This window comes from Oryzihumus sp. JJN4-3R, from assembly GCF_057747915.1.
This window is the reverse complement of sequence record NZ_CM173229.1, coordinates 1,075,784-1,092,566: the sequence shown is the minus strand read 5'-3', so window position 1 is coordinate 1,092,566 and position 16,783 is coordinate 1,075,784. Positions and strand designations below refer to the sequence as shown.

Annotated in this window: 5 protein-coding genes; 4 read left to right on the top strand and 1 reads right to left on the bottom strand. The window is 68.2% G+C overall.

Annotated elements, in window-relative coordinates:
- Positions 1–53 precede the first annotated feature (53 nt).
- From AC3ANM_RS04885 to AC3ANM_RS04870, 4 genes are read left to right on the top strand one after another with little or no spacing between them, the layout of a single operon-like run.
- Positions 54–2,966, top strand: a complete 2,913-nt coding sequence (locus AC3ANM_RS04885; RefSeq protein WP_488287020.1) for a helicase-related protein — start codon at positions 54–56, stop codon at positions 2,964–2,966.
- A gap of 1 nt (position 2,967) precedes the next feature.
- The gene (locus tag AC3ANM_RS04880) at positions 2,968–7,629 is read left to right on the top strand and encodes a DNA methyltransferase family protein (RefSeq protein ID WP_488287019.1); all 4,662 of its coding nucleotides are present in this window, start codon (positions 2,968–2,970) and stop codon (positions 7,627–7,629) included.
- On the top strand, positions 7,629–14,105 hold the full coding sequence (locus AC3ANM_RS04875) for a DEAD/DEAH box helicase (RefSeq protein WP_488287018.1): 6,477 nt from the start codon (positions 7,629–7,631) through the stop codon (positions 14,103–14,105). The genes AC3ANM_RS04880 and AC3ANM_RS04875 overlap by 1 nt, the downstream gene beginning before the upstream one ends.
- Entirely contained in the window at positions 14,105–16,315 is a 2,211-nt protein-coding gene (locus AC3ANM_RS04870) for a UvrD-helicase domain-containing protein (RefSeq protein WP_488287017.1), read from the top strand. Before AC3ANM_RS04875 ends, AC3ANM_RS04870 begins: the two co-directional genes overlap by 1 nt.
- Before the next feature lie 160 nt (positions 16,316–16,475).
- On the opposite strand, the gene AC3ANM_RS04865 is transcribed toward AC3ANM_RS04870, so the two are convergent.
- Positions 16,476–16,718, bottom strand: a complete 243-nt coding sequence (locus AC3ANM_RS04865; RefSeq protein WP_488287016.1) for a hypothetical protein — start codon at positions 16,716–16,718, stop codon at positions 16,476–16,478.
- Positions 16,719–16,783: the final 65 nt, after the last annotated feature.

The following is a 16,783-nucleotide window of genomic DNA, read 5'->3' as shown; positions in this document are numbered from 1 at the left end:
GAGGCCGATAACCTCGCGCGTGTGCGAGTAGGTGAGCGGGGATGACCGCAGGCGTGAACGACACAGGCCTCGAGGTCGCCCCGGGGTCGGTGGTGCAGGTCCGCGACGAGGAGTGGCTGGTCACGGCGGTGACCTCCACGGCGGACGGTCAGCTCCTGACCGTCCGTGGTCTGTCCGAGCTGGTCCGCGACACGACGGCGACCTTCTACGAGTCGCTCGACACGATCACCGTCGTCGACCCCGCGAAGATGACCGTCGTCGCCGACGACTCGCCCGGCTATCGCCGGAGCCGGCTGTGGCTCGAGGCGACACTGCGCAAGACGGCGCTCCCCGTCGACGACCCCAGCCTGGTGGTGTCCACCCAGGCGCTCGCCGACCCGCTCGACTATCAGCACGCCGCCGTGCGCAGGGCCCTCGACCCGGCCAACCTCCGGCCCCGCGTCCTGCTCGCCGACGCCGTCGGCCTCGGCAAGACGCTGGAGATCGGCATGATCCTCAGCGAGCTCGTCCGGCGCGGCCGCGGCGAGCGCATCCTCATCGTCAGCCCGCGCCACGTCCTCGAGCAGATGCAGCACGAGATGTGGACACGGTTCGCCATCCCGTTCGTCCGCCTCGACTCCGTGGGCATCCAGCGCGTCCGTCAGAAGCTCCCGGCCACACGCAACCCGTTCACGATGTATAAGCGGGCGATCATCTCGATCGACACGCTGAAGAACGACCGCTACCTCGCCCACCTGCGCAATCACCGGTGGGACGCCGTCGTCATCGACGAGTCCCACGGCGTGACCAACTCGAACACCCAGAACAACCGCCTCGCGCGCGTCCTCGCGCCGAACACCGACACCCTGATCCTGGCCAGTGCCACCCCGCACAACGGCAAGAACGAGTCCTTCGCCGAGCTGGTCCGCCTCCTCGAGCCGACGGCCGTCCGTGCCGGCGGCGAGCTCGTCGAGAGCGAGGTCCGCAGGCTCGTGGTCCGGCGCCACCGTTACAGCCCGGAAGTAGCCAGCGTCGTGGGCGCCGACTGGGCGGAGCGGGCCGAGCCCGTCCACCGACTGGTCAAGGCATCCCCGGCAGAGGACGCTGTCGCCACCGAGCTCGCCGACGTGTGGCTGCACCCGCGCGGCTCCAGCCCGTACTCCGGCGGAGCGTCGCTTTTCCCGTGGACACTGGCCAAGGCTTTCCTGTCCTCCCCGCCGGCGCTTGCGGAGACGATCCAGCAGCGCGTCTCCAAGCTGTCGTCGACCCGCCCCGACGAGGCGCGCGAACGTGAGGCGCTCACCCGCCTGGGGATCCTCGCCGCCGACGCCTCGCGCGCGACGGCAAACGGGTCCGGCAAGTACTCCGCCCTCCTTGACCGCCTCACCGAGATCGGGGTCGGCAAGGGCCGGCCGATGCGCGCCGTCGTCTTCGCCGAGCGCATCGCGACGCTTCACTGGCTCGCCGAGAACCTCCGCCGCGACCTCAAGCTTCCAGCAGACGCCGTCACGATCCTGCACGGCGGCCTCGCCGACCAGGAGCAGCAGGCCATCGTCGAGAGCTTCAAGCAGGAGAGCTCGCCGATCCGCATCCTGGTCACCGGCGATGTCGCGTCCGAGGGCGTCAACCTGCACCTCCAGTGCCACCACCTGATCCACTTCGACATCCCGTGGTCGCTCATCCGCATCGAGCAGCGCAACGGCCGCATCGACCGCTACGGGCAGAAGCACGCGCCGCAGATCACGACGCTCCTGCTCGAGCCGAGCCACGACACCTTCTCCGGTGACCTGCGGGTCCTCACCCGTCTCCTTGAGAAGGAGCAGGAGGCACACACGGCCCTCGGCGACGCCGCCTCGCTCATGGGCAAGTTCGACGTCGACGCCGAGGAGAAGGAGATTCGCAAGGTTCTCGCGGGGCAGGCGGAGCTCGACGACGTCGTGGCCACGCCGCAGGAGGTTGCGGGCGACAACAGCGTGCTCGGGTTGCTCGCCCGCCTGCAGGCCATCCACGCCGAGCCCACGCCCGCCACCGAGTCGAAGGCGGCCGCCACGAGCCAGTCATCGCTGTATGCCGCCGACGTCGACTTCCTCGAAGAAGCCCTCACACACATCTTCACGACTCCCGAGTCCGCTCCGAGCGCGGACGGGCGCTCGGGCGGTGTGAGCTGGCGGCGCCACGCCGCCGAGCAGATCGTCGAGTTCGTGCCTCCCGCAGACCTGCGCAAGCGCCTCGAGGTCCTGCCGCAGGACTACCTCGCGGACCGCCGGGTGACGCAGCGACTCAAGCTCGCGACGTCCAAGGCCCAGGGCAAGGCCCTGCTCCAGGCGGCGCTCGCCGACGACTCCGGATCGTCGTGGCCCGAAGCGCACTTCCTCGGCCCGCTCCATCCCGTGATCGACTGGGTCAGCGATCGCGCGCTCGCGGCCCTGTCCCGCAACGAGGTCGCGGCGGTCCGAGGGCAGGTCGACCGGCCGACGGTGCTCCTGCAGGGCACGCTGACGAACAAGCGCGGCCTCACGGTCTCATCGCTGTGGATCTCGGTGGTCTTCCTCAACCCCGAGCGGCCCGAGAGCGCCGTGGTCGAGATCCATGACTCGGCCACCGAGATGCTCCGCCAGCACGGCATCACGACAAGCATGACCAACCCTGGTCCCGCCTCCGGAGTAGACGCACTGACGGGCCTGATCCCGTATGCCGTGGCTGAGGCGCGGGCGCGGATGGAAGGGCAGTTCGCCCTCGCGGCCGAGACCGCCCGCAAGCAGGTGGAGGAGTGGTCGAGCCGGGTCGAGGACTGGACCCACGAGGCCGACGCGCTCATCCAGCGCAGCGAGATCAAGCAGCGCCGCGTCGGCGTCGAGGAGGAGAAGCGGCTCGCCGCCGGCCGTGAGCCCGACCGCCGTCTGGTCCGCCCTCTGCTCGTCGTGGTCCCGCAAGACCATCAAGTCGCCGACACCGAACACACCGCACCATCCACCGGGGGAGCCTGAGATGCCCGTCAGTGACGCCTTCGTCGTCGGCGAGGACTGGATCAGCGAGCACTACTTCACGACCGACGCAACCTCGCAGTCCTTCAACGCCAAGGTGATCGAGCGCCGCAGGGCGTGGGAGGCCGAGGAGGCGACGACGAGCCGCGACCGGTTCACCGAGGCACGCGGCGGTCTCGAGCGGGCCTTCGTCGGGCTCGCGGCCGACGGCGACGACGGGACGCGCGTCGACCGGACCCTGAAGGTCAACGAGGAGCTGATGTCCGTCCTCGGCTTCCACACCGGGGAGTACGTCCTCGACCACGAGGGCCCGCTGACCTGGGTCTCCACCCAGGGCCTCACCGGCGCGGCGCCCCTCGCCATCGTGTCCGCCGCGGCGACGGAGACCGTGGACGACCTCGTGGCCAAGGATGCCCGCACCCTCGCCACGCCCTACGTCACCGACGACGACACCGAGATCACGTCGGTGAGCCGTCTGCTCTCCGGCCTCTTCGTGCGTGACGACGCACCCCGCTTCGCCCTGGTGCTCGCCGGGCCGTGGGCGCTCGTCGCCGAGCAGGAGCGCTGGCCCGAGGGGCGCTACCTGGCGATCAACCTCCAGCTGGTCGCCGAGCGCAACGACGCCAAGCGCGGCGGCGAGATCGACAGAGCCCTCACGTGCCTCGAGGCGAATTCGCTCGGGCCCGACGCCGACGGCAACATCTGGTGGACCGAGGTGCTGGACGACTCGGTCAAGCACACGGTCGGCGTCTCCAAGGACCTCCGCGAAGGCGTGCGCCTGTCGATCGAGATCATCGCCAACGAGGTGGTGCGCCGCCGGGCCGCGCAGGGTCTGGAGCCGCTCCCGCAGCAGCAGGCGCAGCCGCTGGCCATCCAGTCGCTGCGCTACCTCTACCGCATCCTCTTCCTCCTTTATGCCGAGGCGTCCCCGGAGCTCGAGGTCCTCCCCGTCGGCGCCGCGGAGTACGACCAGGGCTACAGCCTCGACCGCCTCCGTGATCTGACGCTTGTCGACCTGCATACCGAGCAGAGCAAAGCGGGCACCCACCTCTTCGAGTCGCTCGCCACGCTCTTCCGGCTCGTTGACACGGGCACGCCGTATGCCGCCGGTCCGGCTTCCGTCGAGGATTCGAGCGAGGTGCGGGGTCTCGTCTTCAACCCCCTGCGCGCGGACCTTTTCCTGCCGACGGCTGTCGGGCACATCGACGAGGTCGGCCTGGGCAACGAGGCACTCCAACGGGTGCTCCGGCATCTGTTGCTGAGCAAGGAGTCCAGGGGCAAGGACCGCGGCTTCATCTCCTACGTCGAACTCGGCATCAACCAGCTCGGCGCGGTATACGAGGGCCTCATGTCATACACCGGCTTCTTCGCCGAGGATGACCTCTTCGAGGTCGCCAAGGGAGGCGACTCCTCCAAGGGCTCGTGGGTCGTGCCGACGACGCGTGCCGACCACCTCGACCCGGCCGACTTCGTCAAGGTCGAGGACGAGGTCACGATGGAGATGCGACCGGTTCGTCACCTCAAGGGGACCTTCGTCTTCCGCCTTGCCGGCCGGGAACGCCAGCAGTCGGCGTCGTATTACACCCCTGAGGTGCTGACCCGCTTCACCGTGTCGCAGGCCCTAGAGGAGCTGCTCGACCAGGGCGGCCACACGACGACGGCCGAGGAGATCCTCGGCCTCACGGTCTGCGAGCCGGCCCTCGGGTCGGGCGCGTTCGCCATCGAGGCCGTCCGGCAGCTCGCGGCGGAGTACCTGAAGCGGCGCCAGGACGAGCTCGGCACACGCATCGACCCCGACGACTACGCCTACGAGCTGCAGAAGGTCAAGGCGCACATCGCGCTGCACCAGGTGCACGGGGTCGACCTCAATGCCACGGCTGTGGAACTCGCCGAGGTGTCGCTCTGGCTCGACACCATGGTCAAGAGTCTGTCCGCGCCGTGGTTCGGGCTCCGGCTCCGACGCGGCAACTCGCTCATCGGCGCGAGGCGGGCGACCTACTCGCAGAGCCAGGTCAAGGACAAGTCCTGGTTGACCGCCACACCGACCGATGTGCCGCCGACCGAGCTCGCCGAGAACATCGACAAGGGCGTCGCGTTCAGCGCCACCTCGAGCCGGATCCACCACTTCCTCCTGCCCGCCCAGGGCTGGGGCTCGGCCACCGAGGTGCCGAAGGACGTTGCGGCTCTCGCGCCGGAGGCGGTGACCGCGCTCAAGGCGTGGCGCAAGGCGATGAGGGCGAAGCCGACCACGAAGCAGACCCAGCAGCTCACGGCCCTCGGGGAGCGCGTGGAGAAGCTCTGGCAGTTCGCGCTGCGACGCCTCCGCATTGCCGAGGCGGAGTCGAGCCGCGCGATCGAACTGTGGGGCCGCGAGACCCCCGAACATTCACCTGCGGTCACGCGCGAGCAGATCGAGGCTTCGCTGGCCGACGAGAACGGCGCCTACCGCCGGCTGCGCCGGGTCATGGACCTCTGGTGCGCGCTGTGGTTCTGGCCGCTGACCGAGACCGAGGTCAAGGCCCCGACACTCGACGAGTGGATCCGTGCCTGCGAGGCGATCCTCGGCGTTCCTCCGCAGACGAAGCACCGGTGGATGGAGACCTTCTCCGGCGACTCGTCCTCGTGGGAGGGTCTCAACGCTGAGGAGCAGGACGACCTCAACTGGGGGGGCGCCCAGTCTCTCGACGCCGTGCGGGAGAAGTACCCATGGGTCGCTGCGGGGGAGCGGGTATCGCGCCAGCAAGGTTTCTTCCATTGGGAGCTCGATTTCGCGACCGTCTTCGCCCGCGGCGGATTCGACCTTCAGGTGGGTAACCCACCGTGGGTGCGTCCTCGCGTCGACACCGATGACCTGCTGGCCGAAGGAGACCCGTGGTGGCACCTGAAAGAAGCCGTGACGACGACGCAAGAATTGGAGCGACTACCACAGACGCTCGAGATTCCTGGAGTTCGGGATCTCGTCAAGGCTGCTGCGGGTGAGACGACGGTACTCGCCGAGTTCCTTAATTCGACCTCGAACTTCCCTTTGCTCGATGGCCAGCCAGACCTGTATCGCGCGTTCATGAGTCATGTATGGAGGGCGTCGCACGGCTTGGGGGTGCAAGCGCTAATACACCTAGAGTCTCATTTCACCGACAACTCTACGCTTGTCCTCAGGCGTGAAAGCTACCGCAGGCTGCGTCGTCATTGGCAATTCTACAATGAATTGAAGCTTTTCGAGATTCAGAATCAGAAGTCGTTCGGTGTAAATGTATACCGTGCGTCCAGTGCCAAGGTTTCGTTCCTGCACGCTGCCGGCCTTTATCATCCTGAAACGGTCGTTCGATCCCTCAGACATGACGGATCCGGAGAAGAGCCTGGTCTTAAGGACCTTGACGGTCGGTGGGATGTCCGACCGCACCAGAGGCGAATTCAGCATGTTCAGGCAGAGACTCTGGAACTATGGGCCCGACTCCTGATCGGCGACGACTCGCACAGGAGCGCCGCGTCCGCCCCCATGCTCTATGCGGTCAACTCCGGCACTACCGAGGTCCTGGACTCCTTGTCCGCTTGCCCGCGCTTGTCATCTTTGCCATTGCTCTATTCGCGTGGCTGGAATGAGAGTGGTGACCAAGAGTCGGGGCGCATCGTGCGCTCATGGGGTGTCTCCGCCTGGGAGGAGTCTGTGATTCTTGGGACCCACCTTTCGGTCAACACTCCTTATAATAAGTGGCCCAATCAATCCATGAAGAATCATCGTGATACGACGGCCTACGACCTGGAAGCCTTAACCGATTCGTCTCAGCCCTGCACCTCGTTCAAGCTCGCCGTCCCTGCTCGAGTTGCTCGGGCGGCGTATGGGGGCTGGGGGCCGGAACAACCATCGCCGATGGATACCTTTCGTGTCGCATGGCGGCGGCGGGCGGACAATAAGGGAGAGCGAACGCTGATGCCCGCCATCGTTCCTCCGGGTGCGACTCATGTTGACGGCGTATTCGCCGCGACCTTTCCTGTTGGCGATACGAACCCCTCTAGTGTGGCTGCATTGGCAGGCTACCTGTCATCACTGCTGGCTGACTTCTGTGTCAGGGTGGTCCCCAAGGGCGACATTCGGGACGGCGTGATCGCTCGGCTGCCAGTTCAAATGGATCACCCCCTTCTCTCGTCGCTTACGCTACGCACGCTCCAGCTAAACTGCCTAACCGACGACTATAAGCAGTTGTGGGAAAGTTCTTGGTCGGAGCGCTTTAGGGATGACTCACCGATCTTGCCGCGCGTCCGCCCTGTCACTTTGGAATCGAATTGGGACGAATCGACTCCTCTGCGAATTGATGGGGATCGGCGAAATGCTCAAGTGGAAATCGACGCCCTTGTTGCGCTTATGCTTGGGGTTCCCATCGATGGCTTGTGCACCGTCTACCGTACGCAGTTTCCAGTGCTGTACGGCTATGACCGGAGGGATTGGTACTTCGACGCCGCAGGTCGTCTTGTGCCGAACTCGGTGCTGACGGTTTGGCGCAGGAAGGGCGACGCCATCACCGAGGAGGAGCGCAAGGCGGTTCACCCGGGCAGCGGCGTCGTGTACACCTACGAGCTGCCGTTCGGCACCCTCGACCGCGAGGCCGACATGCGGGCGGCATACGCGGAGTTCGAGCGCCGCCTCGCGGAGAAGACCAAGGGCGTCTGATGGCGGAGCTCCTGCCCACCCTCATGGCGGCCGACCTCCGCCAGGGGCTGGTCGACTACCTGACGACGACCTTCGCCCTCGCCGACCCCGAGGCCGCGCAGGCCCTGAGCGAGTTCCTCGAGGACCCGCAGGACGGCATGTTCAAGGGGCCGTACGCCCGTCTCCGACTCCCGTTCCGTCCTGCGGCCGAAGGATGGAGGGACTCCCTCGACTGGGACCCTGGTCTCACCCCGTACGGCCACCAAGCCGAGGCATACAAGCGGCTCACGACGATCGACCTCGGACCGCGCAAGCCGCGCCCGCTGCCGACCCTGGTCACGACGGGCACCGGCTCGGGCAAGACCGAGGCGTTCCTCCACCCGATCCTCGACCACTGCGTCCGGGCCAACCGGGCTGGCGCCACCGGCACGAAGGCGCTCATCCTCTACCCGATGAACGCCCTCGCGACCGACCAGGCCGGACGGCTCACCCAGCTGCTGACGTCCCGGCCCGAGCTGTCGTCGGTCACCGCCGGCATCTATATCGGCGAGAAGGAGGGCGTCCAGCGCACGAAGGTCAGCGGGCTCGGGCTCATCAACGACCGCGGCACGATGCGCGAGACGCCGCCCGACATCCTCCTCACCAACTACAAGATGCTCGACCAGCTGCTGCTGCGTCAGCAAGACCAGCCGATCTGGGCCAAGAGCGCCATGTCGCTCACCTATCTCGTCCTCGACGAGTTCCACACCTACGACGGTGCCCAGGGGACCGACGTCGCGATGCTGCTGCGCCGACTCGGAATCGCCCTCAAGAGTCACTGGGGCGACGACGACCCGTCGGTCACCGCCGAGGACCGGGCGCGCCCGCTCGGCCGACTTACCCCGGTCGCCACGTCGGCCACCCTCGGGGACAAGGGCGAACCGTCGACCATGCTCGACTTCGCCGAGACGGTGTTCGGCGAGCAGTTCGCTCCGGACAGCGTCGTCACCGAGTCCCGCCTGGCCCTCGACGAGTGGGTCGGCAAGGCGGAGGACGCCGTCAGCGCTGAGCAGCTGACCGCCATCGGCGTGCGGAACCTTGTCGGTCCTGAGCTCACGGCGCTCGCGGCGGCCTGCCGTGCGGCACACGACGACATCGACATGCTCACCGAGACGGTCCTGCGAGCCCTGTTGCGCCGCGAGACCGCCGAGGCGGCGTCCGACACGACCGCGGAACTGGGCGACCTCACCGATCCGGACCGGCTTCTCACCCTCGTCAAGGTGCTCCCGGACGTGCACGAGCTGGCGCGCCGGACAGCGGATGCGACGTCGCTGGTGGACGTCATGTATCTCCTCTTCCCCAACGCACAGCTGGACGATCCCGCGGACCGGTTGACCGTCGTGGACTCACTCGTCGCCGTGCTGAGTCACGTCCGGGCGCTGGCTGGGCGCGCCGCGCTGACCGTGGAGCTCAATCTCTGGGTGCGTGAGCTGACGCGCGTCGACCGGGACGCGTCGATGACGACAGCTTTCCGGTGGTTCGACGACGGACCCCGCGTCGGCGCCCTCGACGGGGAGCCGCTCCCACCGTCGTTCCCCGCTGTCTACTGCCGGCACTGCGGCCGGTCGGGCTGGGGGGTCGAGCTCGCGGCGACCGGTGACGACCTCCATGCGGACGACATGAGCATTCGGGCTCGTCACGCGCGGAAGGAAGGCCGCTTTCGCCCACTGCTCAGCGCACTGGCCGAGGCCGACCGCAGCCTGGGGCGCGGCGAGGCGCACGAGGCCGAGGAGATCCGCGGCCTCGTCTGGCTCTCCGTCGGCGACCGCTCGCTGCGCCCGAAGCTTGCCGACCCGGACGCCGCCGATGTGCTCAAGGGCCTCGTCCTGCCCGTTCTCACCCACCGGGGCCCGGACGCCGACGACCTGTCGAGAAGCGAGACGTGCCCGTCCTGCCTGCAGCGGGACGGGATCCGCTTCCTCGGCACCGCGATCGCAACCCTGCTGTCGGTCAGCCTGTCGGGCATGTTCGGCTCCGAGACGCTCGACTCAGCGGAGAAGAAGTCGCTCGTCTTCACCGATAGCGTGCAGGATGCAGCGCATCGAGCGGGCTTCGTCGAGGCCCGCTCCGCCACCCTGACCTTCCGCGCCATGCTCCGGACCGCCGTCGGGAGTGAGCGCTGCAACCTCGACGAGCTCGCCGAGCGTGTCTTCGTGCAAGCCGGCGACGACATCTTCCACCGCTACCGCATGATCCCCCCCGACTGCATCGGGCGGGAGGAGTTCGATGCGTGGTGGGACGCGCGCGTTCCTGCAGGCGAGCGCGGCAAGGCCCGAGCCCGGGTCAAGCGGCGGCTGCTCTTCGACGCCACCCTGGAGTTCGGCCTGCAGTCCGGCATCGGGCGGACGCTCGAGCGCACCGGCGCGGTGGCCGTCGAGGTCGATGCGGGCCCGCCCGCCAAGCTCGTCGCCGTCGGCCGGCAGGTCCTCGACGCCACGACGGACGACCGTCTCGACTCCCCGCTGTCGGCCACATCCGACGCGCAGGTCGTGGCGTGGGTGCGTGGCGTGCTGGAGCACATGCGACGACAGGGCGGCGTGCAGCACGAGTGGCTCGCTCGCTACCTCGCCACGGACGGGCGTCGGCACTTCATCTGGGGCGGGCGACCGCGGACCCAGGGCATGCCCGCCTTCCCGCCAGGGCGCGCCGCACCCGCCTTCCCGAAGGTCGGTGGAGCCGGTGCCGGGCGGGAGGCGCTGCTCGTCCAGGTGACCTCCGCCCAGAGCTGGTATGCCGTGTGGACCGCCCGGTCGCTCGGCGTGAGCGCCCAGCACGGCGCCAAGCTCGCCCGCGAGCTCTTCGAGCGACTCGTCAAGGCGAACGTGCTCACCTCCTCCGCCACCGAGTCCGGCGGGACCGTCTACGCGATCCCGCCCACGGCGATCTCGGTCATCCCGATCGATGACGACGATCTCGTCGGGATGTCGACACTTCTTGTCTGCGATGTGTGCCGCAGCCAGTCGAGCGGTTCACCCGAGGTCGTCGCCCAGCTGGACGGCAGCCGATGCGGCGGCGTGCGATGCGTGGGCCGAGTCCGCGCCGCCGCTCGCGAGGACAACTTCTACCGCCGCCTTTACGCGTCGGCAGACATGCGCCGCATCGTCTCCCGCGAGCACTCGAGCCTGCTCGACGACGAGCTCCGACTCGAATACGAGCGCGACTTCAAGACCGGCCGTAACGACCCGGGTGCGCCCAACGTCCTCGTCGCCACGCCGACGCTCGAGATGGGCATCGACATCGGCGACCTCTCCTCCGTCGTCCTCGCATCGCTGCCGAACACCGTCGCGTCCTACCTCCAGCGGGTCGGCCGCGCCGGACGCCTCACCGGTAATGCGCTGAACCTCGCATTCGTCACCGGGCGGGGGGAGTACCTGCCGCGCCTGGGTGACCCGTTGTCGGTCATCAACGGCGAGGTGCGCCCGCCGGCGACGTACCTCAACGCCGAGGAGATCCTGCGACGGCAGTACGTGGCCTCGGTCATCGACGGTCTGGCCCGGGACCCCTCGCAACGGATGCCCCGCAAGGCCGCCGTCGCCCTGGAGTCGGCAGGGGAGGGCTCGTTCCTGCACGCCGTGGTCGCGGACGCCGAGGAGCATGCGGTCACCCGTCTTGCCGCGTTCCTCGACTCCCTCGGGACGCTCAGCGACGCCGCTCGGGACGGGCTCGTCGAGTGGGCCACGCCGTCCCTGACAGCGGAGGGAGCGGTGGATGCGGGCACCAGCGGGCTGGCCTCGGCGGCATACAGCGCCTCGCAACGCTGGGGCACGCTCAACGCCGAGCTCGCCTATCGCCGCAAGGAGATCCTCGAGACCATCCCCGCCCTCAAGGCCGCAGCCGAGGGACCTGCGGCCACCGACGACGACAAGCGTGACTTCCGATCGGCACGGTCCGCGCTCATCCTCGTCGAGCGTCACCACGACGACCACCGCACCAAGCCGTGGATCGCGGCGCTCGAGGAATATGGCCTCCTGCCCAACTACACGCTGCTCGACGACACCGTGACGCTCGACGTCTCGGTGACGTGGCGCGACCCGGATACGAACGACTTCGTCTCCGAGCCGCGCAGCTTCAACCGCGCTGCGTCGAACGCCCTGCGCGAGTTCGCCCCCGGCGCGACGTTCTACGCCCGAGGCCTCGAGATGGACATCGACGGCCTCGACCTCGGCAGCCAGGCGAACCTCATCCGGCGGTGGGCGTGGTGCGACCGGTGTGGCTACGGCGTGGACCTCGAACAGGGCGGCAGACCCGTCACGGTGTCGACGTGCCCGCGCTGCGGCAGCGGGCAGATCGCCGACGCGGGCCAGCGCCTCGAGGTCGTCGAGCTGGCCCGGGTCATGAGCGAGGTGCGTCGGGACGAGCACCGCATCGGCGAGTCGCGTGACGAGCGCAAGAAGGCGCAGTTCGTCATCGTCCCCGCCCCCGACTTCGACCAGGCGAAGGTCGCGCGTCAGTGGACGGTCGGCGATGCGCAGTTCGGCGTCGCCCTCTACCGTGCCATGGACATCAGGTGGATCAACGCCGGGCGCGTCGGAGCCGGCGCCGTGCTGGCCCGAACTGTCGCCGGGACGGGCATCCCGAACACCCTCTTCCGGGTATGTGCCTCGTGCGGGAAGGCCGACAGTGAGACCAACGCCAACGCCCGCTCGGAGCACCGGCCGTGGTGCCCGCATCGCCTCTCCACCACGGAGGCCACGCGGTCGGTCGGGCTCAGCCGATCGCTGACGACGCAGGCCCTCAGCCTGACCCTGCCACTGGCTGTGACCTTGGGTGACTCCTTCGCGGTGCCCAGCCTCGCAGCCGCGCTGCTCCTCGGACTGCGCGAGCGCATGGGCGGCAACCCCGACCACATCGCCGTCGTGACGGTTCCCGTTCCCGTGGCAGACGGTGCACCCGGTGAGGTCCGCGACGCGCTCCTGCTCCATGACACGGTGCCCGGCGGGACCGGCTACCTGACCGACCTCGTGGACCCGGACGAGATCTGGAGCGTGCTCGCCACCGCGTATCGGATCGTCGCGAACTGCGAGTGTCGCCTGGAGAACCGGCTTGCCTGCCACCGATGCCTTCTGCCCTTCTCACGTGGTCTCGGTGCCGAGCGTTTGTCGCGCGTCGCGGCCGAGCGCCACCTCCGCGCGATCCTGCTCGGTGACCACGCGGAGGAGGGCGCCGCTGTCGGCGCCGAGTCCCCGCAGTGGGTCGTGACCGAGGGGGCAGTCGGGGCAGGATCGGGAGAGTCCCCCCTGGAACTGCTGTTCCGCAAGGTGTTCGCCGATCGCATGGCAGCGATCAACGCGACGGTGAAGGAGAAGCCCGGACCGTCGGGCAACATCATCACGGTCACGCTGCCCAACGACGCGCGGGTCTGGACTCTTACCCCTCAGCAGCTCACGCACGGATCGAAGCCCGACTTTGTCCTCCGGTCGTCGGACCCGACCATCGCCCCCGTCGCGATCTTCACGGACGGCTGGACCTATCACGCGTCGCCGCAACACAACCGGATCGCTGACGATGCCGGCAAGCGGAACACGTTGCGCGTCAACGACCACGTCGTCCTGGCACTCACGGATGCGGACCTGGCCGACGACAAGTCGAAGGCGCCCGACTACGACTGGGTGAGTCCGCAGGTCACATCTGCGCTCATGGCACAGCCGGCGAGTGCGCCCGGCGGCGGCTTCAACCAGGATGCCGTCAACGTGCTGCGCGGTGGGCCGATGGACTTCCTCGTCGCGTGGATCCAGCAGCCGCATCACGCGCCGCGCCAGGCGCTGGCGAACGCGGTCTGGTTGCTGGTCGCGAGTCAGCCCGGCGTGACCACGATCGGGCGCCTCGACGGTGTGGCCGCGAACGATGCCGCTCTGAGATTGATGACCGGCGACGCGGTGGCTGCGGGGGACGGTTCGTCGCAGGGCCTGTGGTGGAGAGCCGGGCACGTCGGCGTGCTGACCGTGGTGGACATCGGTCACGGGGTGCCCGTCGAGACGGTGGTCGTGATCGACGACCGGGAGTCGGCCCTCACGTCGGGCGACCATCCGGCGTCGTGGCGCCGTTGGCTCCAGCTCAGCAATGCCTTCGCTGGTTCGGGTCACCCCGTGACGCTCGTCAGCAGTTCCTCGACGGAGGTCCAGCGGGCCGAGGGCGTCGTCGCGGTCGATTTGCGACAGCGAGAAGTGCCCGACGGGGTGTCACCCGCGTGGGCGAAGCTGTTGGACGAGGTGGGGCGCGGCGACGAGAGCGTGCTGGTCGCGGCGCTCGCGCAGGCGGGTGTCGGCGCCCCCGTCTATGGTGCCGAGGTCGCGGACGGCATACCGGTCGACTTCGTCTGGCCCGACGAGCGAGTCGTCGTTGTCCTGGACGTCGACGACGAAACGGTCGCCGACCTCCGGACCGACGGGTGGCGCGTCGTCAATCCGGACGTGCAGGCAATTGTCGAGGCGCTCAGCGCAGGAGAGGGAGCCCGCTGATGTCGGTCATCATCACCAAGACGGTGAGCAAGCTCGAGCCGGCGTTGCGCGCCAAGGCGTTCGCCTTCCTGGAGAAGCTGAACGAGGACCATGCGCTACCGGGGCTGCACATCGAACCCATCCTGAACAGCGTCGACAGCCGTGTTCGCACCGGACGGGTCGACCAGGGCTATCGCGCGGTCCTCTTCCAGCTCACGACGCCGAACAGCGTCGACTACGTGCTGCACGGCATCTGGCCGCACGACGACGCGATTGCTGTTGCCAAGAAGGTGCGGCTCACGCTCAACCCGATCTCGGGAGTGCCCGAGATCATCGAGAGCGGCGAGGCCGCGGTAGCCGCCAGCCTTGCGCCGGCGCCTGTGTCGGCGGCGAAGGCCACGGCTCATGTTCCGGGGGCCAAGCCGCTCCTCGCGGAGTACGGATACCGGCTGGAGGACCTGACGGACGGACTGGGGCTCGAGACCCGGTTCGCCGAGCGCGTCCTCACCGCAGCGGACGAGGACGACCTTCTGACCGTGGCCGGAACGGCTCCCGCCGAGTGGCAGGGACTGGCGGTCCTGGACCTCGCAAGCGGCCTGTCGATCACCGACATCAACGACCGACTGGGGCTCGGCAAGCCCGCCGAGGTGGACACACAGTCCGACGAGGCCCTGATCGAGGGGCTGCGCAAGCCCGCCGGACAGCTGACCTTCGCGTGGATCGAGTCCAACCAGGAGCTCGAGCGGGTCATCAACGAGGGGGACTTCGGCGCGTGGCGTGTGTTCCTTCACCCGGAGCAGCGCCGGTTCGTCGACAAGGACTACAAGGGCCCGGCTCGCGTGACCGGTGGGGCAGGCACCGGTAAGACCGTGGTGATCCTCCACCGGGGTCGTGCCCTCGTCCGTCGCGAGCCGACACCGCGTGTGCTGGTCACCACCTTCACGCGGAATCTGGCGGACATGTTGAAGCGAGACCTGCTGCGGTTGGATGCCGACACCCCCCTGACAGCGTCGATCGGGAAACCCGGCATCTACGTCAACGGGATCGACGCGTTCGCCACTCAGGTGGTTCGTGAGGCTCAGGCCGCCATATCGAAGGCGACCGAGGCTGTTCTGGGCGTTGCGACACTCGATGTCCTGGAGCGCACGCCCCACGCCGCATGGGACGACGCCATCAGCGTTGCCGGGCAGAACGTGCCCGACAATCTGCGGAGCCGCGCGTTCTTCGAGGACGAGTACGCCGCCGTCATCCTGCCCGGCGAGATCACGACGTTGACCCAGTATCTGCGGGTGCGACGCCCCGGCCGGGGCGTGGCCCTCGACCGTTCCAGGAGGACGGCCGTCTGGGACGTGGTTGCCGCTTACCGCGCGAGCGGCCGCGCTCACGGCCGCGTGGACTTTGCTGAGGTCGCGGCGCTCGCGGCCAAGCACCTGCAGCTCGAGGCCGAGGCAGGGCGTGGGCGCGTGTTCGACCATGTCCTTGTGGATGAGGCACAGGATCTCTCGCCGTCGCACTGGAAACTTCTGCGCGCCGCTGTCGAGGTCGGCCCCAACGACCTCTTCATCTCCGAGGATGCCCATCAGCGCATCTACGGACACCGGATCACTTTGTCCCACCACGGGATCAACGTCGTGGGCCGGGCTCGTCGCCTCACCCTGAACTACCGCACCACCGCGCAGAACCTCCGCTGGGCGATGTCGGTTCTCGATGGTGCGGAATACTCCGACCTCGCGGGCGAGGAAGAGGACCACACGGGGTACCGGTCCGCCCGGAGCGGACCGCCGGTAAGGATGGTGCAGTGCGCGACTCAGAGCGAGGAGCTGGATGAGGCCGCTGCAGCGCTGCGGAGTTGGCTCGAGGCGGGCGACGCAGCCGAGACCCTCGCTGTGCTCGTGAAGGACCGCTTTCAGCAGGAACGCGTCGTGAACGGTCTGGCCGAGAGGGGAGTGAAGGCTCAGAGCGTCGACTCGGGTGGGGCCAAGCCCGGTCAGCCTGTTGTCATGACGATGCACCGCTCCAAGGGGACCGAGTTCGGGAAGGTCATCCTCTTCGGGGTGAGGGACGGCTCGATCCCGGCCGCCCTGCGCGACCTGGACTACGACGACTCGGCCAAGGCTGACGGCTACCTCCGCGAACGGTCCCTGCTCTACGTCGCTGCTACGCGGGCGCGGGACCTCCTGCTGGTCACCTGGTCAGGGAAGCGCAGCCCTCTGGTGAAGGTTTCGGTATAGCAGATGATCGTGATCCGTATCGGTAAAGGCTGATCTCTGGCCGTGGCGCAGGCGTCGATTGCTCGCTCGCCGGGTGGGTGGTGCTGCGGTCGATCGATCACCACCCATCCGCGGCGTTGGCCTGGATGAGGCGCCGGCCCGAAGGTCCGACAAGCTGGCATCAGGCCAGGTCCCAGGTCCCAGATCGTCGGCCGTGCTTCTGGGCCAAGCGCCCGGAATCGCGGAGCTTCTGAGCGGCCCAACGCATGTCGTACTGCCAGGTGTAGAAGAGGTCGCCTGAGCCTCTGAGGTCCTGCTCGTGGACCTGCCATATGTGCTTCGCGACTTCGATGGGGCGCGCCGATCCGCCCTTTGCCTTGACCGCTTCGAGCACCCAGTCCTGGAGGTCGTCCTTGTTGGCCACGGGTGAAGCTTGGCAAAGCCGCCGACCGGAAGCTACCCGTCCAGCCCCGCGGCGAGTCGGTGTGC

Bases quoted from the DNA above. Each gene is read 5' to 3' on its own strand.
- AC3ANM_RS04880 (WP_488287019.1), top strand. From the start codon at position 2,968: ATGCCCGTCAGTGACGCCTTCGTCGTCGGCGAGGACTGGATCAGCGAG.
- AC3ANM_RS04870 (WP_488287017.1), top strand. From the start codon at position 14,105: ATGTCGGTCATCATCACCAAGACGGTGAGCAAGCTCGAGCCGGCGTTG.
- AC3ANM_RS04875 (WP_488287018.1), top strand. From the start codon at position 7,629: ATGGCGGAGCTCCTGCCCACCCTCATGGCGGCCGACCTCCGCCAGGGG.